The organism is Polymorphospora sp. NPDC051019 (assembly GCF_040683055.1).
Classification (GTDB): domain Bacteria; phylum Actinomycetota; class Actinomycetes; order Mycobacteriales; family Micromonosporaceae; genus Polymorphospora; species Polymorphospora lycopeni.
In genome coordinates, this window is sequence record NZ_JBFBCH010000003.1 from 59,945 (window position 1) to 81,234 (window position 21,290).

Here is a 21,290-nt window from a genome sequence, read left to right on the forward strand (position 1 = left end):
GCGGCCGCGACGGCACCGCCGCGGCCGCCGGACCCGACGGGGCCGGAGGATCAGAAGTTGCTCAGCACCGAGATGAACACCTTGTCGATGGTGTCCGGATCACGGGCGTCGTACGCGGCCGCGCGGGACGCCTTCGAGATCTTCTCCAGCACCCCGAGGTCGGACTTGTCGCCGAACGCGATCGAGAAGATCCGTACCGACTGCTCCCGGCCGGTCGCGTCGAGGTCGCGCAGCAACTGGTCGAGGTCGTTGTCGCGCGGGTATTCGTTGCGGCCGTCGGTGAGTACCACCACCGCGTTGATCCGGTCGGTGCTGAACCGTTCCAGCATGTGGTCGTGCGCGTCCCGGATGGTGCTGTAGAGCCCGGTGCCGCCCTCCGGGCGCAGCGCGCCGATCGCGGAGGTCAGCTTCGCCTTGCTGTCGCCGATGCGGGACAACGGCACCCGTTCGGTGTAGGGCTTCGTCGCGCCGCGGGCCGGTGTCGAGAACGTCCAGAGGGCCACCTCGTCCTCCGGGTGCAGCAGGTCCAGCGCCTGGATCGCGGCCTGCTTGGCCGCCTCCATCTTGGTCTTGCCGGAACCGGTGTGCTCCTCCATCGAACCGGAGACGTCGAGGACCAGCATGACCTGGGCCTTCTTGCGCAGGGTGTCCCAGCCGTCGAGGATCTTCGCCAGGATCTCCGGCCCGGGGGAGCTGATCGTCGACGGGGCGGTGCCGGCGGGCGCGCCCACCGACCGGGCCCGGGCCTCGTCGAGGTGGCCGTCCTTGTCGCGGAAGCCCAGCTCGACGAAGCGGCGCTGCTGGTTCTCGTGCTGGAGGTACGACAGGAAGTCGGCGGCCGCCGCCCGCTGGTCGTCGCTGGCCGACGGCAGCGTCACGTACGGGTGGTCGAGCATCAGCATGCCGTCGGCGGGGTGCACCGCGACCAGCGGCACCTGCGGCTTGCGCCCCTTGCCGAACAGTGCCCGGTCACCCAGCGGGTTGCCCTCGTTGTAGAGGTGGACCAGCTGCTCCTGGAGCACTACGGCGCTGACGTACGACATCGCCCGCCCCTGCGCGTCGACCTCGGCGAGGTTGGCGAGGAACTTCATCGACTCGTCGGCGTAGTGCAGCACGCCGCTCTCGACGCTGCGGACGAAGTCCATCACCTTCGGGTCGGTGATGTCGGCGGCGACCAGGTCGCTCGACCGCCCGGTGGCGGCGTAGTAGGTGGTGACGGTGGCGGCCAGGCCGGAGGTGGACAGGTGCGGGTTGTCCTTGCCGAAGGCGAACCGGCCCCACTCGGGGCGCCCCCGGGAACCCCATCCGTCGGGGTCGGAGGACAGGGCGAGCACGTCGGACCAGCCGATCTTCGCGTTGGGCCAGCCGAGCGCCTCGGCCATCGGCTTCGGCATCGCCAGCACCACCGGGCTCTGTGCCACCGGTGGCCGGTCGCCCTCGATGCGTACCGGGTTGTCGGTGGCCGCGCCACGCTGTTCGAGCAGGTCGAGCCAGAGCGACGAACTCGGGCTCCAGACCTGGGGGACCGGGGCGCCGTCGCGCTCCGGGTCCCAGCCGCTCGCGATCGCGTCCATCGCCGCGCCCGACGTGGTCTTGTGGACGCTGACCACGGCGCACCGCCCGTCGAAGGCGCGGCCGGCCCGGTTGTAGCTGTCGGCCAGCTCGGCCATCAGGTCGCCCTTCTCCAGCGACGCGTTGACCTCGATCGGGACGCAGTCCCCGCGGGCCGCCCGGTCGCTGCCGGAGCCCTCCGTCCCGTCGGGGCGTAACACCAGGTAGGTGCCGACGACCGCGACCAGACCGACGACGACGGCGACGATCAGGGGAAGCCGGCGGTTGCCGCCGGCGGCGGGGTAGGTCATGGGGGGACCTCCAGATGGCGGGCGGCCGGTCCGGAGGTTTGTCGGGCACGGTGTCCGGGCGGCCGGTACGTGGTGCCGCCCGAGTTTAGGCGGATCGTTCAAGGGGCCGGCGGTGCCGGGCATCGCCGGTCGACGATCCGTCGGGCCCGGAGGCCGGTGTGGACCGGGCGTGGCCGTCCCCGTCGGAGGGTCGGCGGTCCGGTGTCCACGCGCAGCGCCGCCCCGTCCGCGTTGGCGGGCGGGGCGGCGCCGGTGGGCGGCGACGCGGCCGGTCGTCGGCTGCGGGGGTCGACCGGCTATAGGCTGGCCGCCGCCGAGGCGATCTGCGCCGCGAAGGTGCTGACCTCGGTGTAGACGCCGGGGTAGTTCGGGCGGGCGCAGCCCCGGCCGTAGCTGACGATGCCGACCTGGATCCAGGCGCCGGCCGCGTCCGGGCGGAACATCGGGCCGCCGGAGTCGCCCTGGCAGGTGTCGATGCCGCCGCCGGTGTAGCCGGCGCAGATCTCCTCGGCCACGACCATGCTCGGGTACGACGTCCGGCAGGTGCTGTCCGGCACGAACGGCACCTGGGCCTTCAGCAGGTAGCGCTGCTGCGGGCCACCCTCGTAGGGCGCGCCCCAGCCGGCGACGGTGAAGGTGCCGTTGTTGTAGGCGGTGGTGGTCGCGATCGGCAGCGTCGCCAGGCCGGTGACCGGGCTCTGCAGCTTGATCAGCGCCCAGTCCTTGCCGACACCGTTGTAGTTGGGGGCCCGGTAGACGTACGACGACCGCCGGGTGATCCGGCTGGTCGACTGGAGGTCGACGACGCCGAGGGTGGCGGTGATGCTGGTGTTGGCCCCGGTCCGTCCGACACAGTGGGCGGCGGTCAGGACGATCTGCGGGGTGTAGAGCGACCCGCCGCAGCCCATCGACAGCCGCACCATGAAGGGGAACTCGCCCTGGGCGGCGCGGGTGCCGCCGACGACGAGCGGGGTGACGTCACCGGCGGTGGCCGGTGCGGCGGAGGCGGGGACCGCGCCGGCGAAGGTGAACGCGGTCAGGGCGGCGGCGACGGCGCCGACGAGTCTGTGCCAACGAACCATGGAAGTCCTCCCGGCCATGGTGGCGGTGTGCCGGCGGCACCCCGCGGATCAGGTAACCGGGAGCCTACGAATACATATTGACGTTAAGCAATGTGTTGGTTCATCCCGGCTGACTCATAACGCCGGTGTGTCGTCACCGGCTCAGCTGCGTAGGTAGGACGCGCCGTTGAGGTCGACGATCGTGCCCGACGCCCACTCCGCGCCCGGGGAGGCCAGCCAGAACACCGCCTCGGCGATCTCCTCCGGCCGGGCCACCCGGCCGAACGGGCTCTGCGCGCGGATCTCGTCGCCGCGCGGCGGCTTCAGGTGCTCGTTGGTCATGTCGGTTGCCACGAACCCGGGCGCCACCGTGGCCACCGCGATGCCGTACGGGGCGAGGGCCACCGCGAGCGACTGGCCGAGCGCGTTCAGCCCCGCCTTGCTGGCGCCGTACGCCGGCTGCCCCGGCTCGCCGCGGAACGCCCCGCGCGAGGAGACGTTGACGATCCGCCCGCCGCGCTCGCGCATGTGCCGGGCCGCGCACCAGATCGCGTTGGCGGCGCCGACCAGGTTGGTGTCCAGGGTCCGCCGCCACTCGTGCTGCCACTGCTCGTAGCTGGTGTCGAAGATGCCGTGTGGGGTGTAGACACCGGCGTTGTTGACCAGCACGTCGAGCCCGCCGAGCTGTTCCGCCGCACCGTCGACGGCGGCGCGCACCTGCTCGGGGTCGGCCAGGTCGGCGCGTACGACGATGTGGCCGGCGCCGGGCAGCGACGTGACCAGTTCCCCGGCGAGGTCCGCGGAATCGCGGTGGTGCACGGCGACCCGGTCGCCGTGCTGCGCGAACAGTGTCGCGACCGCCCGTCCGATGCCCCTGGAAGCCCCGGTGACCAGCACCGCCCGTCCCGTCATGCCGAGCATCATGCCGTACGCCGTGCCGCGGCGGCGGGGGCGGCCCGGCGCGCCTACCATGCGGAACGTGAACAACGACTGCCTCTTCTGCCGCATCGTCGCCGGCGACATCCCCGCCACCGTCGTCCGCGAGACCGAACACACCCTCGCCTTCCGCGACATCAACCCGCAGGCGCCGGTACACGTGCTGGTGATCCCCAAGGAGCACTACAGCGACGTGGTCGCCCTCGCCGAGGGCGACCCCACCCTCGCCGCCGAGGTGCTGGCCACGGCCGCCGTCGTGGCCGAGACCGAGGGCCTGCTCACCGGCGGGTTCCGCACCATCTTCAACACCGGCGGGTACGGCGGCCAGGAGGTCTTCCACGTTCACGCGCACCTGCTCGGCGGCACACCGCTGGGCCCGATGGTGGCCCGGTAGGCGCGCGGTGGCGGGCGTGAACCAGCGGCTGGAACGGCTGGTCCGGCGTACCCAGGCGCAGGCGCGGGTGCCGGCGCTCTCGGTGGCGCTGCACCGCGCCGACCGTCCGTTGTGGACCTGCACGGTCGGTGGCACGGGCAACGAGAACCCGCTCGGCCCGGACACCGTCTTCCGGATCGGCTCGGTCACCAAGACGCTGACGGCGGTCCTGGTCATGCAGTGCCGCGACGACGGGCTGCTCGACCTCGACGACCCGATCGGCCGGCACCTCGACGTGCCCGCGCACGGCACGGCGACCGTACGCCGGCTGCTTTCGCACACCGCCGGCCTGCAACGCGAGCCGTACGGCGACATCTGGGACACGCTGCGCTCGCCCGACGTACCCGAGCTGCTGGCCGACCTGGCGCGGATCGACCGGGCGCTGCCCCCGGCCCGCCGTTTCCACTACTCCAACCTCGGCCTGGCGCTGCTCGGGCACGCCGTCGCCCGGCTGCGTGGCGGCACCTGGGCCGAGGTGCTCGCCGACCGGGTGCTGCGGCCGCTGGAGCTGTCGTCGACCACGGTGTATCCCGGCCCGGGGGCGGCGACCGGGTTCCTGGTCGACGCCTATTCCGACCACGCCCGACCGGAACCGCGCCTCGACCTCGGCGCGCTCGGCCCGGCCGCGCAGTTGTGGAGCACCGCGACGGACATGGCCCGCTGGGCGGCGTTCCTCGCCGACCCGGCCGTGGTCGACCCGTCCGGTGCGGTGCTGGCCCCGGCCACCCTCGACGAGATGCGCTGGCCGCTGACCACCACCGACGAGGCGTCCTGGCAGGCCGGCTTCGGGCTCGGGCTGATCCTGCTTCCGCAGCGGCCGGCGGAGCCGGTGCCCGGCGAGCGGATCGTGCACGTCGGGCACGACGGGGCGATGCCCGGCTTCCTGTCGTCGGTCTACGGGCGGCGGGGCGGCGGCGCGACGCCGAAGGCGATGGGCTGCGCGGTGCTCGCTTCCTCGGGCACCGCCGACGAGATCAACGAACTGTCGCACCGGCTGCTGGCCGCGGCGGTCGAGGACGACCCCGCCGAGGTGACCGCCTGGGTGCCGGGGGAGGCGCCGCCGCCGGCCTACCGGTCGGTGCTGGGGCCCTGGTGGGGCGAGGGGTTCCCGTTCGTGTTCTTCTGGCGCGACGGCGCGCTGCGGGCCCGGGCCGCCGACGCGCCGGCCGGTGCGCCACCGGCGGTGTTCGCGCCGCTGCCGGACCGGCCGGACGTGCTGCGTACGGTGTCCGGGCGGGAGACCGGTGAGCTGTTGCGGCTGACCCGGGACGGGGCCGGGCGGGTGGTCCGGATGCACTGGGCGACCTACCGGTTCACCCGGACGCAGGAGACGTTCGACGGGGTCACGACGTACGAGCTCTGAGTGTTTCGTACTGTTTCGTCCGGTGCTGGTGGGTGACCGCCCACCACCACCGGCGGGTCGGCGGTACGGGCGAAAATGGCCCGGGTCATCCCGCCGCGGAACCGATACGATGGCAGGACGGTTCGTAAACACCGCAGGTGCGGTGCGGTAAGAACCAGCGCGCCGCCCATGCGGCGTGAGGAACGACAGTGCGCCGCCCGCGCGGCGCCGAGACCGAGAGCAGGTGGCGCAGGGCCCGCGGCCCGACCTATGTCCGGCACCCCATCTCCCGGGCCGGCCCGGGTGCAGACCAGGATCACGGTTCCTGACTCGCAGATTATGGTCAACCTGCTGGGTGCAGGTGACGAGATCCTGCGCCTCATCGAACGGTCCGTCGCGAGCGACGTCCACGTGCGCGGCAACGAGATCACCATCACCGGCGCCGTCGCGGACAACGCGGTCGCCGAGCGGCTCTTCGCCGAGCTGCTCGAGCTGATCCAGAAGGGCGAGACACTGACCACCGACGCCGTCCGCCGCACCGTGGGCATGCTCGAGCAGGGTGGTGAGGAGCGTCCCGCCGACGTCCTCACGCTCAACATCCTCTCCCGGCGCGGGCGCACCATCCGCCCCAAGACGCTCGGCCAGAAGCGCTACGTCGACTCGATCGACGGGCACACCATCGTCTTCGGCATCGGGCCCGCCGGCACCGGCAAGACCTACCTGGCGATGGCCAAGGCGGTCCAGGCGTTGCAGGCCAAGCAGGTCAACCGGATCATCCTGACCCGGCCGGCGGTCGAGGCCGGTGAGCGGCTGGGCTTCCTGCCCGGCACCCTCTTCGAGAAGATCGACCCCTACCTGCGTCCGCTCTACGACGCGCTGCACGACATGCTCGACCCCGACTCGATCCCGAAGCTGATGGCGGCGGGCACGATCGAGGTCGCCCCGCTGGCCTACATGCGCGGCCGCACCCTCAACGACGCGTTCATCATCCTCGACGAGGCGCAGAACACCACGCCCGAGCAGATGAAGATGTTCCTCACCCGGCTCGGGTTCGGCTCGAAGATCGTCGTCACCGGCGACATCACCCAGGTCGACCTGCCCGGCGGCACGACCAGCGGCCTGCGGGTCGTGCGGGACATCCTCCAGGGCGTCGATGACGTGCACTTCGCCCAGCTCAGCAGCGGCGACGTGGTGCGGCACCGGCTGGTCAGCGACATCGTCGACGCGTACGCCCGCTACGACGCCGACCGCGAGGCCCAGCAGCAGGGCCAGGGTGTCCACGCCGTACCCGGTCGCGCCGCGCGCGCCGGCCGGCGCCGCTAGCCGTCAACCAGGGGAAACAGTGTCCATCGAGATAGCCAACGAGTCCGGTGTCGGGGTCGACACCGACGCCGTGCTCGCCGTCGCCCGCCACGCCCTCGAGGAGATGGGGGTCAACCCGCTCGCCGAGCTGTCGGTCCTGCTGGTCGACATCGACTACATGACCGAGCTCAACCACCGTTGGATGGACGGCGACGGACCCACCGACGTGCTCGCGTTCCCCATGGACGAGGGCAGCGTCGACCACGGCCCGGGCGAGGTCGCCGGCGGTGAGCCGGCGCTGCTCGGCGACATCGTGCTCTGTCCGGAGGTGGCGGCGAAGCAGGCCGTCACCGCCGGCCACTCCGCCGCCGACGAGCTGCACCTGCTCACCGTGCACGGCGTCCTGCACCTGCTCGGCTACGACCACGCCGAGCCGGAGGAGGAGCGGGAGATGTTCGAGTTGCAGGCCCGCCTCCTGTCGAGCTGGCGGGCGACCCGGGCCCAGTGATGCCGCCCCTCCTAGCCGCCACCGGCTCCGCGGCCAACCTCCCCGACCTGCAACTGCTGGTCTTCGCCGCGGGGCTGGTCGTCCTGGCCGGGCTGTTCGCGATGACCGAGGCCGCGCTGGCCGCGATCTCGCCGGCCCGGGCCGCCGAGCTGGCCCGGGAGGGGGTACGCGGCGCGCAGACGCTGCACGTCGTCGCCACCGGCGTCGTACGGCACCTCAACCTGTTGCTGCTGCTGCGGCTGCTGTGCGAGCTGACCGCGACCACCCTGGTCGCCCTGGTCGCCGTCGACACGTTCGGTGCAGGCTGGACCGCCGCGCTGGTCACCGCCGGCGCGATGACCGTGGTGAGCTTCGTCGTCGTCGGGGTCGGACCGCGCACCCTGGGCCGCCAGCACGCGTACGCCGTCGGTCGGGCCACCGCCCCGCTGGTGCGCTGGCTCGGCCGGGCACTCAACCCGCTCGCGTCGCTGCTGATCGTCATCGGCAACGCCGTCACCCCGGGCCGCGGCTTCCGTGACGGCCCGTTCGCCACCCAGGTCGAGCTGCGTGAACTGCTCGACCTGGCGGAGCAGCGCGGCGTCGTCGAGCACGGCGAACGGCAGATGATCCGGTCGGTGATCGCGCTCGGCGACACCATCGCCCGCGAGGTCATGGTGCCCCGCACCGAGATGGTCTGGATCGAGTCGACCAAGACCTCCCGCCAGGCGCTGATGCTGTTCCTGCGCTCCGGCTTCTCCCGGATCCCGGTGATCGGCGAGAGCGTCGACGACGTGCTCGGCCTGCTCTACCTCAAGGACGTGGTGCGGGCCCAGGGTGGCGGCGACCCGCGCAGCCAGCAGGTGCCGGTCGCCGAGCTGATGCGTCCGGCGACCTTCGTGCCCGAGTCGAAGCCGGTCGACGACCTGCTCTCGGAGATGCAGGCGGCCCGTAACCACCTGGTGATCGTCGTGGACGAGTACGGCGGCACCGGCGGCCTGGTCACCATCGAGGACATCCTCGAGGAGATCGTCGGCGAGATCACCGACGAGTACGACGTCGAACGCCCGCCGGTCGAGCGCCTCGACGGCGGCTCCGTACGGGTCACCGCCCGGCTGCCGGTCGAGGACCTCGGGGAGCTGTTCGGCGTCGACCTGCCCGCCGACGAGGTCGAGACGGTCGGTGGCCTGCTCGCCCAGGCGCTCGGCCGGGTGCCGATCCCCGGAGCGCGGGCGCGGATCGGCGGGCTGGTGCTGGTCGCCGAGGGCACCACCGGCCGCCGCAACCGCATCGAGACGGTGCTCGTCTCGCCCGACGAGGCCGAGTCGCGACCCGCCGAGGGCGGCGCGACCCCGAAGTCGCGTGGATCCCACGACACACCCCAGGAGAGGCAACCCGCAGATGCCTGAGTCACCCACCGCCGCCGCCATTCCCGGCGGTCAGAGCGGCGCCGTCGAGCTGGGCGCCGAGGACGCCAAGCTGGTCACCCTCGCCCGTAGCGCGCGGGCCCGGACCGGCGGGCTCGAAGGCGCCGCGGTACGCGACCAGGACGGCCGGACGTACGCGGCCACCAACGTCTCGCTGCCCTCGCTGACGCTGACCGCTCTCCAACTGGCCGTCGCGTCCGCCGCCTCGGCCGGCGCCAGCCGGCTGGAGGCCGCCGCCGTGGTGACCGAGGCCTCCACCCTGGACGGTTCCGGGCACGCGGCAGTGCGTGACCTGGCCACCGACGCCCCGATCCACGTCGCCGCACCGGACGGCACACTGCTCGGCACGGTGGTCGAGTGAGCGGTCGTACCAGCGGTCCGGCCCGGCCCGCCGACCGGGGCGGCCAGGCCGGCCGGGGCCGGTCCGGCGAGATCCGGGGCCGGCGTCCCGAGGACACCTACCGGGCCGGGTTCGCCTGCTTCGTCGGGCGCCCCAACGCCGGCAAGTCCACCCTGACGAACGCGATCATCGGCCAGAAGATCGCCATCACCTCCAGCAAGCCGCAGACCACCCGGCACGTCATCCGGGGCGTGCTGCACCGGCCCGACGCGCAGCTCGTCCTCGTCGACACCCCCGGCCTGCACCGGCCGCGCACCCTGCTCGGCGAGCGGCTCAACGACCTGGTCCGGCAGACCTGGAGCGAGGTCGACGTGATCGGCCTCTGCGTGCCGGCCGACGAGCCGGTGGGCCGGGGCGACCGGTTCATCACCGGCGAGATCGCCGAGCTCAAGGCGACCGTGATCGCCGTGGTCACCAAGACCGACCTGGTCGACCGCAAGCGGCTCGCCGAGCAGCTGGTCGCGGTCAGCGAGATGGGCGACTTCGCCGAGGTGGTGCCGGTCAGCGCCGTCTCCGGCCACCAGGTCGACACGCTGGTCGATGTGATGACCAACTACCTGCCGCCGTCGCCGCAGCTCTATCCCGACGACATGCTCACCGACGAGCCGGAGCAGGTGCTGATCGCGGAGCTGGTCCGCGAGGCCGCGCTGGAGGGCGTACGCGACGAACTGCCGCACTCGATCGCCGTCGTCGTCGAGGAGATGATCGAAGAGGGCCCGGTCCTCAAGATCTACGCCGACGTCTACGTCGAGCGGCCCAGCCAGAAGGCGATCGTGATCGGGGCCCGGGCCAGCCGGCTCAAGGACGTCGGCACCCGGGCGCGGGCCGAGATCGAGGCGCTGCTCGACCGCCGGGTCTACCTCGACCTGCACGTCCGGGTCGCCAAGGACTGGCAGCGCGACCCGAAGCAGTTGCGCCGGCTGGGGTTCTGAGGCCGGTGCGGCGGATCCTCGTCACCGGCGCGGGCGGCCGGATCGGCAACTACCTGCGCGAGCGGCTGCCCCGCCCGGATCGGGCACTGCGCCTGCTCGACGTCGGTCCGCAGACCCCGCCGGCCCCCGGTGAGCCGGTCGAGGTGCTGCGCGCCGACCTGACCGACGCAGGCGCGGTCGCCGCCGCGTGCGCCGGGGTCGACGCGGTCGTACATCTCGCCGCGCTGCGCGGCGAGGACACCTGGGAGAACATCCTGCGGGTCAACGTCGACGGGACCCGTACCCTGCTGGAGGCCGCCCGGGTCGCCGGGGTGCCGCGGGTCGTGCTGGCCTCGTCGATCCACGCGGCGGGGTTCTACCGCCGTGCCGGCGCCGTGCCCGAGCCGTCCGGGGTGCCGGCTCCGGCCGGGCCGGACGGCGTCCCGTCGGGGTCGGTGCCGCGCCCGGACAGCTACTACGGCTGGAGCAAGGCGGCCGCCGAGTCGCTGGGCAGCCTCTACGCCGACCGGTTCGGGATGACCGTATTCGCGCTGCGGATCGGCGCCTGCACCGCGACGCCGGCGGCCTGGAACCGCGACGCGTGGCTGTCGCCCGACGACTGCGCCCGGCTCGTCGACGCCTGCCTGACCACCGACGCCACCGGCTTCCGGGTGCTGTGGGGGGTCAGCCGCAACCGGGACCGCTGGTGGTCGCTCGCCGAGGGCGCCGAGATCGGATACGACCCGGTCGACGACGCGGAGGCGCACACCGCCGGTATGACGCCGATGGACGACGCGCACGCGCCGACCGTCGGCCTGCTCGGCGGCACCTTCTGCACGCTGCCGCTCGGCAAGCCACGCTGACCGGGCGGACCCGGTCAAACCGGGCTCAACGTGCATCGGTAGGGTTGGATGGGTTCCGGGGTGGGTAGGTAGCCCACCGCCCCGCCGCCCACGCCGAGATTCGAGCTGATGCGAAACCGGTACCTCGACTTCCTGCGTTTCCTGGCCATCGTCCGCGTCGTCGTCTACCACAGCACGGGGTGGGCGTTCCTCACCGTGGTCTTTCCCGCGATGTCGGTGATGTTCGCGCTCGCCGGCTCGCTGATGGCCGCCTCGCTCGACCGCTCGGGTACGGCCGCCGTCGGCCGCCGGCTGCGCCGGCTGCTGCCGTCCCTGTGGCTGCTCGCCGCCCTCTTCGTGCCGGCGATGCTGCTGACCGGGCTGGCGGTCGACTGGCGGCTGATCCTGTGGGCCGCGCCGCTGTCCGACCCGCCGAGCAACGGATGGGGAGCCCAGGCGCTCAGCGCCGTCTGGTACCTGCGCGACCTGCTCTGGTTCGTCATCGTCTCGCCGCTGGCGCTGCGGCTCTTCCGCCGCTTCCCGCTGCCCACCCTGCTCGCGCCGTACGTCCTGCTCGTCGTCGACACGTTCGGGCTGCTGCCGCCGGACAACCTGGTGCTGCGGGACTTCGGGCTCTACTTCGGGGCGTGGCTGCTCGGGTTCGCCCACCACGACGGCCTGCTGCGCCGGCTGTCCCGCCGGCTGCTCGTCGGGCTGTCGACCGTACTCGTCTCGACCGGTCTGGTCTGGGCCCTGACGCACCCGGGGCCGCGCGGCATCGACCTCAACGACATCCGGCTCGCCAACGGGCTCGTCTCGGCCGGGTTCATCCTCGTGGTGCTCGGCCTGGCGCCCGCCGCGGCGGCCTGGGTCGACCGGTTCACGCCGGTGAGCCGGGCGGTGACCGTGCTCAACCGCCGGGCGCTGACCATCTACCTGTGGCACCTGCCGGTGATCATCGGCCTCAACGGGGTCGCCGCCGTCACCGGCTGGCAGATCCTGCGCTCCGGCGGCGGGGCCGGGGGAGTGGCGTTCCGCATCGCCCTGGTCGCCGCCCTGACGGCGGTCGCCGTGGCGCTCTTCGGCTGGGTGGAGGACATCGCCGCCCGGCGCCGGCCGGTGCTGCTGCCGGACGGGCGCCCACCCGCCGAGCCGCGACCGGCGGCGGACGTCGGCCCGGTCGCCGACGTCGTCACGGGGGCCAGCACGCGTGGCGTCACCGAATCCATCGCGACCCGCCGGTGAGAAGGGCGGGGGCGACCGTGCCCGGCACGGCCGCCCCCGCCGAGGGTCAGGCCGGCTTGACGGTGATGTCGCCGCTGCCGGTCTTCAGGTCGAAGTGGGTGGCGGCCTGCGGGTCGTTGACGACCTCGATGGTGGCCTTGCCCGAGCCGGTGTCGGTGGTCACCCGGTACGAGCCGGCCGGGGTGGTCACCGTCACGTTCGCGCTCTGGGCATGCGCGCGTACGCCGACCTGCTGGACCAGGGTCAGCGCGACGTCGCCGGAGTTGCCCTCGACCGACACCGGACCGGCGCCCAGCCCGGTGCCGGTGACCGAGCCGGAACCGGCCTTCGCGGTGAACGCCGCGCCGGGGTCGCTCACCTTGATATCGCCGGAGCCGGTCTCGACCTTGACCGAACCGGTCGCCCCGGTGACGGTGATCGACCCCGACCCCACCTTGAGGTCGACCTCGGCCACCCCGGTCAGGTCGACGTTGCCCGAGCCGTTTTCGCCCCGCACGGACACCCCTTCCGGCGCGTCGATCTCGTACGAGGCGCTGCACCACTGCCCGCAGCCGGTCTCGATCCGCAGGGTGGTGCCCTCGATCCGGTAGGTCCGGTCGGGTTCGCTGCCCCGGTACTGCACCGTCCGGTCGATCTCCACGTCGGAGCGCGCGGAGGTGCGTACGGTCACGTTGCCGGAGCCGGACACCACGACGATCTCGGTGACCCGTACCTCCTCGGTGTTGGTGAAGTCGAGCCGGCGCTCCGACACGCTTCCACAGCCGGCGATGGCGAAGAGGGCCACCGCGCCGGCGACAGCCACTACGTTGCGGGAGAGACGCATGCCTGCACGGTAGGGGAAGAGATCCACCGGCGTCGTCCGGTCCCCCCTCCGCCGCGTCCGGGTGTCGCGAAGTCGCCACGGGCGACCCGGCACCCCGGCGGCGGCCGGCCCACCGGCCGGCGGCGACAATGGGCGGGTGGCCGGCTACCGCAGACAGCTCTACCGCGACGACGCGGTGGTGCTGCGCGTGCAGAAACTCGGCGAGTCCGACCGCATCATCACCCTGCTGACCCGCCGGCACGGCCGGCTGCGCGCGGTCGCCCGGGGCGTACGCCGCACCACGTCCCGCTTCGGCGCCCGGCTGGAGCCGTTCGGCCACGTCGACCTGCAACTCGCCGGCAACCCCGACGGCCAGGGCAGCGGGCTGCACACCATCAGCCAGGTCGAGGGGATCGACCTGTTCGGGAAGCGGTTCCTCGCCGACTACCCGCGCTACACCACGGCCAGCGCCATCGCCGAGACCGCCGAACGGCTCACCCCGGTCGAGCGCGAGCCCGCGCTGCGACTCTTCCTGCTCACCCTCGGGGCGGTACGGGCGCTCGCCGACGGTACGCACGACAGCACCCTCGTCCTCGACGCCTACCTGCTGCGCGGCATGGCACTCGCCGGCTGGGCGCCGGCCCTGCGCGCCTGCGCGGTCTGCGGCACCCCCGGGCAGCACCGGGCGTTCTCCGTACCGGCCGGGGGTGCGGTCTGCCCGGACTGCCGGCCGCCCGGCTCGGCGCATCCGGCGCCGGCCACCTTCGACCTGATGTCGGCCCTGGCCACCGGCGACTGGCGGGTCGCCGACGCCACCGAGACCGCCGTACGGCGGGAGTGCAGCGGCCTGGTCGCGGCGCACCTGCAGTGGCATCTGGAGCGCGGGTTACGCTCGCTGCCGCTGGTTGATCGGGACTCAGGGGTCGGGCGGGCGCGGCTCACGCGGCCACCGTCGGAAGCGGGGAGTGATGGTTAGGACGTCCAGTCGCCGGGGGCCGGCCAAGGCACCCACCCCGCACGTCTCCGGTGCCCGGCCGCCGGTGCTGCCGAAGGAGGCGCTGCCCCGGCACGTCGCGGTCGTCATGGACGGCAACGGCCGCTGGGCCAAGGAACGCGGCCTGCCCCGCACCAAGGGCCACGAGCAGGGCGAGTACTCGCTGTTCGACACCGTCGAGGGCGCCATCGAGCTGGGCATCCCCTACCTGTCGGCGTACGCGTTCTCGACCGAGAACTGGCGGCGCTCACCCGACGAGGTGCGCTTCCTGATGGGCTTCAACCGCGACGTGATCCGCCGCCGCCGCGACCAGCTCGTCGACCTCGGCGTCCGGGTGGTCTGGTCGGGGCGGGCCGGGCGGCTGTGGAAGAGCGTGATCTCCGAGCTGCGCACCGCCGAGGAGATGTCGCGGCACAACTCGACGCTGACGCTGCAGTTCTGCGTCAACTACGGCGGGCAGGCCGAGATCGCCGACGCGGCCGCCGCCATCGCCCGGGACGTGGCCGACGGCCGGCTCGACCCGGCGAAGGTCACCGAGAAGACGGTGGCCCGCTACCTCTACCACCCCGAGATTCCCGAGGTCGACCTCTTCCTGCGGCCGTCCGGCGAGCAGCGGACGTCGAACTTCATGCTCTGGCAGTCGGCGTACGCCGAACTGGTCTTCCTCGACACGCTCTGGCCCGACTTCGACCGGCGCCACTTCTGGTACGCCTGCGAGCTGTACGCCCGGCGGGACCGCCGGTTCGGCGGCGCGCTGCCCAACCCGGTCGCGCCGGGCAGCACCGCCTAGCCGGCAGCCGGCTAGGCGGTCCCGGCCGGTTCGGCGCTGCCGGATGGTGCGGGCCGACGGGGTGACGGCGGTGACGCGGGCGGGAGGTCGCCGGCCAGTCGGGCCACCACCGCGTCGACGTCGCCGAGATCGGCGAAGACCAGGTGCGCGCCGGCCGCCGCCAGCTCGTCGGTGCCGGTGTCGCCGGTCGCCACCCCGATCGCGGTCACCCCGACCGCCAGCGCCGCCTCGACGTCGTGCACCGTGTCACCGACGACGACGATGTCCGACGGGGCGAAGGGGCCGTACTTCGCCTCGGCCAGCCGGCGGCTGCGGGCGACCAGTTCGGCGCGTACCGGGTCGTCCATGCCGTAGCCGCCGACCGCCACGTCGAACGGGCCGTCCAGCCCGAACGCGGCGACCTTGGCCAGGGCCACCGCCGGGATGTTTCCGGTGACCAGCGTCTGCGTCACGTGCGGCCGGTCGGCGAGCGCGGCGAGCACCTCGGGTACCCCGGGCAGCACCCGCCCCGAGGCGGCGATCAGGTGCCGGCGGGCGGCGAACTCCTCGGCGTACCGGGCGAAGAACGTCGCCCGCAGTTCGGCGGTGTCGGCCACCCCGTACCCGGTGAGGATCTCGGCGGTCACCGCCCGGTCCGTACGGCCGGCGAAGACCGTCGCCTCCCGCCAGGCGAGGCCGGTGACGGCGGTGAACGCCGTGGCGTACGCCTGGACGGCGATCCGGCCCGCGTGGATCAGGGTGCGGTCGATGTCCCACATGATCAGCCGGGGTGGTCGCGGATGCATGTGGCCGATCGTGCCATCCGGGCCGATCCGCCGGCACGCCCGTACGCCGTTTCGGTCTTGTGAGAAGGCCGGCGGGAAAAGGCGGTGCGGCCCGGGCCGGGGGCGGGTATCGTCGCGCTCATGCGCATCTGACGCCTTCTTCGAGACCGCGCCGGCCGGCGGCCACCACCGCCCCGGCCCGGCCGCTCGGGCGTCCATCTTCTCGCGCAGCCCTCCTGTCGCCGGATGTCCGGGCCTCCCTCTCCGCTCGCACCGCTGTCGCGGTGATCCCAGTCAAAGGAGGCACCGTATGGCTGCCAAGCGATCCACCAGGAAGTCCGGTTCCCACCGTCGTGCCCGGCCCGCGGGTGCGGCGGTCGTCGCGGCACCGCCCGACCTGCCGGCTCTCGACGCGCTGAACGCGGTGGACGGCCGGCTTCCCCTGCCGCCCGACGACCGGCCGGTGGCCGGTGAGGCGTTCGCCGTACCCGTCGACCGGGACCGGATCGGGGCGGCGGAACTCGCCGCCACCGTCGAGGCCGCCGCCTCCGCCGCCGAACCGGTGGAGGCCGACCAGCCGGCCGCGCGGCCGGTCGGGTCGAGGTCCGGCCCGCCGCCGCGGAACGGGAACCCGTTCGCCGGGGACCGTGGCCGGGGCGCGGTGTCGGCCCGCCGCTACGCCTTCCGCCGCAGTTAGAGGTTTCAGGATCCGGGTGATCGGGGACTAGCCCACGCGTGTCGGGGAACATGCTCGCCGATCGCCCGGATCGTCACCGTTTTCGCAGCTCAGACCGTACGGCGGGAGAGTCTGGGATTCCCAGCTCGGTCCCAGCCTCGCCTGCTAGCATCGGCAGCCCTATGGATGATCTTCCTTATCACAGTCCGTGGCCCCTCGTCGTCCCGGTCGCCCACACGGCGGCCGCCGAACGAGAGGGGCTGACCGATGAATGAGTGGGTCCTGCTGGGGATCGGGCTGATCCTCACCATCGGGACCGGTATGTTCGTGGCGTCCGAGTTCGCGCTGGTAAACCTCGACCGCGGGGAACTCGAAGCACGCCAGTCCCGGGGTGAGAAGCGGCTCGGTCCGACGATCGCCGCCCTGAAGATCACCTCGACGCACCTGTCGAGCGCGCAGCTCGGAATCTCGCTGACCACCCTGCTCACCGGTTACACCTTCGAGCCGGCGGTCAGCCGGCTGCTCGCCGGGCCGCTGACCGCGGCCGGCGTGCCGGAGGCGGTGGTCCCCGGCGTCGGCGCCGTCGCCGGAATCCTGCTGGCGACGCTGTTCTCGATGATCATCGGCGAGCTGATGCCGAAGAACTTCGCCCTCGCCGTACCGCTTGCCACCGCGAAGTTCGTGGTGCCCTTCCAGGCCCTGTTCACCACCGTCTTCAAGCCGCTGATCCTGCTGTTCAACAACACCGCCAACGCGGTGATCCGCGGCTTCGGCATCGAGCCGAAGGAAGAACTCTCCGGTGCCCGCAGCGCCGAGGAGCTGAGCGCGCTGCTGCGCCACTCGGCGCGGGCCGGCGTGCTCGACCCGGAACACGCGACGCTGCTGGACCGTACCCTGCGGTTCTCCGACCGCGACGCCTCCGACGTCATGACCCCCCGGGTACGCATGACGGCGGTCGACGCCACGGCTACCGCCACCGACATCATCGGGCGGGCCACCTCCACCGGCCTGTCCCGGTTCCCGGTCATCGGCCGGGACGTCGACGACATCATCGGCGTGCTGCACGTCAAGCACGCCTTCGCCATCCCGCTGGAGGAGCGTTCCAACGTGCGAGCGGCCGACATCATGGTCGAACCGCTCCAGGTTCCCGAGACGATGGGCCTCGACACGCTGCTGACCGCGCTGCGCGGTCAGGGGCTGCAGTTCGCGGTCGTCTACGACGAGCACGGCGGCACCGCCGGCATCGTCACCCTCGAGGACCTGGTCGAGGAGATCGTGGGCGACCTGGAGGACGAGCACGACCGGGCCCGCACCATGGTCGTACGCCGGGGGCGGACGATCCTGTTCGACGCCTCGCTGCGCCCCGACGAACTGCTCGAACGGGCCAAGATCGCCGTTCCCGAGGACGACGACTACGACACCGTCGCCGGGTTCGTCACCGCCCGCCTGGACCGGTTCCCCGAGATCGGCGACGAGGTCGCCATCGAGGGCGGCCTCCTGCGGGTCGAACACCTCAACGGCGTACAGGTCGACCGGCTGCGGTTCGTGCCCGCGGACGGCTCCAGCGCCTCCGGCCTCGACCGGACGGCCGGCGACCGCACGGAGGCGAAGGCCCGATGAGCGAATACCTGCCAGGCATCATCTGGCTCTTCGTCCTGCTGGTCGTCAACGCCTTCTTCGTCGGCGCCGAGTTCGCGGTCATCTCCGCGCGGCGCTCCCAGATCGAACCGAAGGTCGCCTCCGGCAGCCGGGCCGCCCAGACGACGCTCTGGGCGATGGAGCACGCCACGCTGATGCTGGCCACCAGCCAGCTCGGCATCACCGTCTGCTCCCTGCTCATCCTGAACGTCTCCGAACCGGCGATCCACCACCTGCTGGAGATCCCGCTCGCCAACACCCCGCTGTCGCCCAGCGCGGTCACCGTGCTCGCGTTCGTCGTCGCGCTGGTGCTCGTGACGTTCCTGCACGTGGTGTTCGGCGAGATGGTGCCGAAGAACATCTCGTTCTCCGTACCGACCCGGGCGGCGCTGATCCTGGCTCCGCCGCTGGTCTTCGTGGCCCGGGTGTTCAAGCCGATCATCTGGAGCCTGAACTGGGTCGCCAACGGCATCCTGCGGCTGTTCAAGGTGACCCCGAAGGACGAGGCGACCAGCACCTACACCCTCGACGAGGTGGCGACCATCGTGGCGCAGTCCACCCGCGAGGGGGTGCTCGTCGACGGCTCGGGAACGCTCACCGCGGCGTTCGAGTTCACCACGAAGACCGTCGGGGACGTCGAGGTGCCCCTCGGTGACCTGGTCATGCTCCCGGCGGCCGTGACCCCGGCCCAGCTCCAGCAGGCGGTGGCCGCGCGCGGCTACTCCCGCTACCTGCTCACCGACAACGGGCAGCCGAGCGGATACCTGCACCTGAAGGACGTCATGGACCTGACCGGGGACGCCTACACCGCCGCCGTCCCGGGCAAGCGGGTGCGCAAGCTCGCCGCCGTACGCCGGGACAGCGAACTCGAGGACGCCCTGGCCACGATGCGGCGGGGTGGGGCGCACATCGCCCGGGTCCTCGACGACGAGGGACGTACGACGGGTGTGCTCTTCCTGGAGGACATCATCGAGGTGCTGGTCGGCGAGGTCCAGGACGCCACCACCACCCGCTGACGCCCCGAGATCCCCGTGATCAGGGAGCCCGTACGCGCGGGAGGCACTCCCTGATCACGGGGGATCAGGAGATCACGGGGCGGAACGTACCGAGCAGGAGGCTGGTCGCCAGCGCGGCGGCGGCCAGCGTCGCCGCGCCGGTCACGAGGGCGGCGTCGGCCGCCGTGAACCGCTGGCGGCGGGCGGTCGTACGCGGGGTCGTCGAGTCGAAGCCCCGGGCGTCCATCGCGGTCGCCAGCCGGGTGCCCCGCCGGATCGCGCCGACCAGCAGCGCGAACGCCGTCGACGCGAACAGCCGCAGCCGGGCCACCGGGTTGCGGCCGGCGTCGACGCCGCGCGCGCGACGGGCCATCGAGAGCATCTGCCACTCCTGCGCCAGCAGCGGTATCAGCCGGAACGCGGCCAGCGCGCCGATCGCGAACCGGGCCGGCGCCTTCGCGTTCTGCACCAGGGCGTCGGCGAGGTCGGTCGGGTCGGTGGTGGCGAAGACGAACACGCCGGGCAGCGCGACGGCGACCATCCGCAGGGACAGGCCGAGCGCGGTGGCGAGGACACCGGTGGTGATCACCACCGGCCCGGCCGCGAAGAGCAGGGTGCCGGTGCGCTCGGCGGCGAAGACCGTCAGCGTCGCCGTGATGCCCAGCGCGCCGACCAGCAACGGCCAGGCCCGGCGCAGCAGCAGGCCGTAGCGGACGCCGAAGAGCGGCAGCACGGCCAGTTCGACGGCGATGGCGACGGCCGGGGCGACCGGGTCGAGGGTCGCGATCAGCGGCACCGAGAAGACCAGTGCGGCGGCGAGCTTGGCGACCGGGTTGCGCCGGGCCAGCGGCGCGTCCGACCGGGCGACCGGCCCGCCGGGCACCGTCACCGCCGCACCGCCGGGGCCACCTGGACGGTCCGGTCGGCGAGCGCGGCGACGAAGTCGGCGTCGTGGGTGACCGCGACGACGCCGTGCCCCGCGTCGCGCAGGCCGGCGAGCAGGTCGACCAGTTCGATCCAGGTACGCCGGTCCTGGCCGAACGTCGGCTCGTCGAGCACCAGCAGGCGCGGTGCGGTGGCCAGCGCGGTCGCCACGCTCAGCCGTCGTGCCTCGCCGCCGGAGAGCGTGTACGGGTTGGCGCCGGCGAGCCGGTCCAGCCGCAGCCGGGCCAGCAGAGTGTCCACGGTGGACTTGACGGCAGCGGGAGCGGCGCCGGTGCGGCGCGGCCCGAGCGCCAGCTCGTCGAAGACCGTGCCGGTGACGAACTGGTGCTCCGGGTCCTGGAAGACCGACCCGATCCGGCGGGTCAGCGCCGGTGCCCGCCAGCGGTGCGGCGGCCGGCGGTGGTCGGCACCGGCCAGGGCCGGCGTCGCCACCACCTGCCCGGTGCCCGGCCGGAGCAGCCCGCCGAGCAGCAGCGCCAGCGTCGACTTGCCGGCCCCGTTCGGCCCGAGTACGGCGACCGCCTCGCCGGCGCGTACGGCCAGGTCGGTCGGTGCCAGGCGGGGCGGCAGGCCGGCCGCCCCGGCGGTGAGCAGCACGTCGCCGGGTGCCGTCGTGGCCCGGCGGGCCGGGACCTGCCGGCCGGGCACCCACACCCCGCCGTCGGCCAGCGTGTCGCCGTGGCTGGCGAAGATCTGATCCGGTGCGCCGTCGGCGGTCACGCCGCCGGCCGGCGCCAGCACCACCACCCGGTCGACCAGCGGCAGCGCGTCGGCCACCCGGTGCTCGACCAGGATCATCGTGGTGTCCCGGCCGACCGCGCGATCGAGCGCGTCGCGTACCAGCGCCGCGCCGGCCGGGTCGAGGTTGGCCGTCGGTTCGTCGAGCAGCAGCAGGTCGGGGCGCAGGGCGAGGACGCCGGCCAGGGCGAGCCGCTGCTGCTCGCCGCCGGACAGCGCGGCGGTCGGCCGGTCCCGGTCGTAGGGGAAACCGACCCGGTGCAGCGCCTCGTCGACCCGGGGCCAGATCTCGCCGGCCGGCACCCCCCGGTTCTCCAGCCCGAACGCCACGTCGTCACCGGAGCGCGCCATCACGAGCTGGCTCTCCGGGTCCTGGAAGACGATGCCGACCCGCTCCCGCGACTTGCGCGGGTCGAGCCCGTCGATCTCGACGGTGCCCTCCTGCTCGCCGGAGTCCTCGGCGAGCAGCCCGGCGAGCGCGGCGAGCAGGGTGCTCTTGCCGGCCCCGGACGGGCCGAGCAGCAGCACCCGCTCGCCGTGCTCGACGCGCAGGTCGAGGCCGCGGACCGCCCACGCCCTACGGCCGGCGTGCCGCCACCCGAAGCCGCGCAGCTCGACGGTGCTCACCGGCGCCCCACCGGGCCGCCGGGTGCCGGGTCGCCGGGTGCCGGGCCGCCGGTCCAGGCCGAGTCCGGGTACGCGG

Annotated in this window: 21 protein-coding genes; 14 read left to right on the forward strand and 7 right to left on the reverse strand. The window is 73.1% G+C overall.

The window, feature by feature from the left end; genetic code table 11:
• Positions 1–50: 50 nt before the first annotated feature.
• The 3 genes from AB0M79_RS07285 to AB0M79_RS07295 form a co-directional block, all read right to left on the reverse strand.
• Positions 51–1,862: a substrate-binding and VWA domain-containing protein gene (locus tag AB0M79_RS07285; RefSeq protein ID WP_364208991.1), complete on the reverse strand. Its 1,812-nt coding sequence runs from the start codon at positions 1,860–1,862 to the stop codon at positions 51–53.
• Positions 1,863–2,158: 296 nt separating this feature from the next.
• The gene (locus AB0M79_RS07290; RefSeq protein ID WP_364208994.1) at positions 2,159–2,944 is read right to left on the reverse strand and encodes a serine protease; all 786 of its coding nucleotides are present in this window, start codon (positions 2,942–2,944) and stop codon (positions 2,159–2,161) included.
• A 141-nt stretch (positions 2,945–3,085) separates the two neighbouring features.
• The gene (locus AB0M79_RS07295) at positions 3,086–3,835 is read right to left on the reverse strand and encodes an SDR family oxidoreductase (RefSeq protein ID WP_364208997.1); all 750 of its coding nucleotides are present in this window, start codon (positions 3,833–3,835) and stop codon (positions 3,086–3,088) included.
• Between the two features lie 67 nt (positions 3,836–3,902).
• On the opposite strand from AB0M79_RS07295, the gene AB0M79_RS07300 reads away from it, so the two are divergent.
• The 9 genes from AB0M79_RS07300 to AB0M79_RS07340 all read left to right on the forward strand — a co-directional run bounded on the left by AB0M79_RS07300 (position 3,903) and on the right by AB0M79_RS07340 (position 12,245).
• On the forward strand, positions 3,903–4,253 hold the full coding sequence (locus tag AB0M79_RS07300) for a histidine triad nucleotide-binding protein (protein WP_357542696.1): 351 nt from the start codon (positions 3,903–3,905) through the stop codon (positions 4,251–4,253).
• A gap of 7 nt (positions 4,254–4,260) precedes the next feature.
• On the forward strand, positions 4,261–5,655 hold the full coding sequence (locus tag AB0M79_RS07305) for a serine hydrolase domain-containing protein (RefSeq protein ID WP_364209000.1): 1,395 nt from the start codon (positions 4,261–4,263) through the stop codon (positions 5,653–5,655).
• Positions 5,656–5,904: 249 nt separating this feature from the next.
• Positions 5,905–6,957 (forward strand): PhoH family protein, encoded by a 1,053-nt coding sequence (locus AB0M79_RS07310; RefSeq protein WP_364209003.1) that lies wholly within the window; start codon positions 5,905–5,907, stop codon positions 6,955–6,957.
• Between the two features lie 19 nt (positions 6,958–6,976).
• Entirely contained in the window at positions 6,977–7,444 is a 468-nt protein-coding gene (ybeY, locus tag AB0M79_RS07315) for an rRNA maturation RNase YbeY (RefSeq protein ID WP_357542702.1), read from the forward strand.
• A complete protein-coding gene (locus tag AB0M79_RS07320; protein WP_364209889.1) occupies positions 7,420–8,829 on the forward strand; it encodes a hemolysin family protein in 1,410 nt (469 codons plus the stop codon). The genes ybeY and AB0M79_RS07320 overlap by 25 nt, the downstream gene beginning before the upstream one ends.
• A complete protein-coding gene (locus AB0M79_RS07325) occupies positions 8,822–9,208 on the forward strand; it encodes a cytidine deaminase (protein WP_364209006.1) in 387 nt (128 codons plus the stop codon). Before AB0M79_RS07320 ends, AB0M79_RS07325 begins: the two co-directional genes overlap by 8 nt.
• Positions 9,209–9,279: 71 nt before the next feature.
• Complete coding sequence (era, locus tag AB0M79_RS07330) at positions 9,280–10,179, forward strand: GTPase Era (RefSeq protein WP_364209892.1); 900 nt, start codon at positions 9,280–9,282, stop codon at positions 10,177–10,179.
• 5 nt (positions 10,180–10,184) lie between these two features.
• Entirely contained in the window at positions 10,185–11,021 is an 837-nt protein-coding gene (locus tag AB0M79_RS07335; RefSeq protein WP_364209010.1) for an NAD(P)-dependent oxidoreductase, read from the forward strand.
• Positions 11,022–11,129: 108 nt separating this feature from the next.
• Positions 11,130–12,245, forward strand: coding sequence for an acyltransferase (locus tag AB0M79_RS07340; protein ID WP_364209013.1), 1,116 nt, complete (start codon positions 11,130–11,132; stop codon positions 12,243–12,245).
• Between the two features lie 46 nt (positions 12,246–12,291).
• Here AB0M79_RS07340 and AB0M79_RS07345 read toward each other — a convergent pair whose 3' ends face one another.
• Complete coding sequence (locus AB0M79_RS07345; protein ID WP_357542710.1) at positions 12,292–13,068, reverse strand: DUF4097 family beta strand repeat-containing protein; 777 nt, start codon at positions 13,066–13,068, stop codon at positions 12,292–12,294.
• Positions 13,069–13,204: 136 nt separating this feature from the next.
• On the opposite strand from AB0M79_RS07345, the gene recO reads away from it, so the two are divergent.
• Both recO and AB0M79_RS07355 read left to right on the forward strand, forming a co-directional pair.
• A complete protein-coding gene (gene recO / locus AB0M79_RS07350) occupies positions 13,205–14,023 on the forward strand; it encodes a DNA repair protein RecO (protein ID WP_364209016.1) in 819 nt (272 codons plus the stop codon).
• On the forward strand, positions 14,016–14,831 hold the full coding sequence (locus AB0M79_RS07355; RefSeq protein WP_364209019.1) for an isoprenyl transferase: 816 nt from the start codon (positions 14,016–14,018) through the stop codon (positions 14,829–14,831). Before recO ends, AB0M79_RS07355 begins: the two co-directional genes overlap by 8 nt.
• Before the next feature lie 11 nt (positions 14,832–14,842).
• Here AB0M79_RS07355 and AB0M79_RS07360 read toward each other — a convergent pair whose 3' ends face one another.
• Positions 14,843–15,616: a haloacid dehalogenase-like hydrolase gene (locus AB0M79_RS07360; RefSeq protein ID WP_364209022.1), complete on the reverse strand. Its 774-nt coding sequence runs from the start codon at positions 15,614–15,616 to the stop codon at positions 14,843–14,845.
• Positions 15,617–15,905: 289 nt separating this feature from the next.
• On the opposite strand from AB0M79_RS07360, the gene AB0M79_RS07365 reads away from it, so the two are divergent.
• From AB0M79_RS07365 to AB0M79_RS07375, 3 genes are all read left to right on the forward strand, one after another.
• Positions 15,906–16,292, forward strand: coding sequence for a hypothetical protein (locus tag AB0M79_RS07365; RefSeq protein WP_364209025.1), 387 nt, complete (start codon positions 15,906–15,908; stop codon positions 16,290–16,292).
• 246 nt (positions 16,293–16,538) lie between these two features.
• On the forward strand, positions 16,539–17,891 hold the full coding sequence (locus tag AB0M79_RS07370; RefSeq protein ID WP_364209028.1) for a hemolysin family protein: 1,353 nt from the start codon (positions 16,539–16,541) through the stop codon (positions 17,889–17,891).
• Positions 17,888–18,925, forward strand: coding sequence for a hemolysin family protein (locus AB0M79_RS07375; RefSeq protein ID WP_364209031.1), 1,038 nt, complete (start codon positions 17,888–17,890; stop codon positions 18,923–18,925). The genes AB0M79_RS07370 and AB0M79_RS07375 overlap by 4 nt, the downstream gene beginning before the upstream one ends.
• 64 nt (positions 18,926–18,989) lie before the next feature.
• Here the strand turns inward: AB0M79_RS07375 and AB0M79_RS07380 are convergent, their stop codons facing one another.
• The gene (locus AB0M79_RS07380; protein WP_364209895.1) at positions 18,990–19,787 is read right to left on the reverse strand and encodes an energy-coupling factor transporter transmembrane component T; all 798 of its coding nucleotides are present in this window, start codon (positions 19,785–19,787) and stop codon (positions 18,990–18,992) included.
• Positions 19,788–19,789: 2 nt separating this feature from the next.
• A complete protein-coding gene (locus tag AB0M79_RS07385) occupies positions 19,790–21,214 on the reverse strand; it encodes an ABC transporter ATP-binding protein (RefSeq protein WP_364209034.1) in 1,425 nt (474 codons plus the stop codon).
• Positions 21,215–21,290 lie beyond the last annotated feature (76 nt).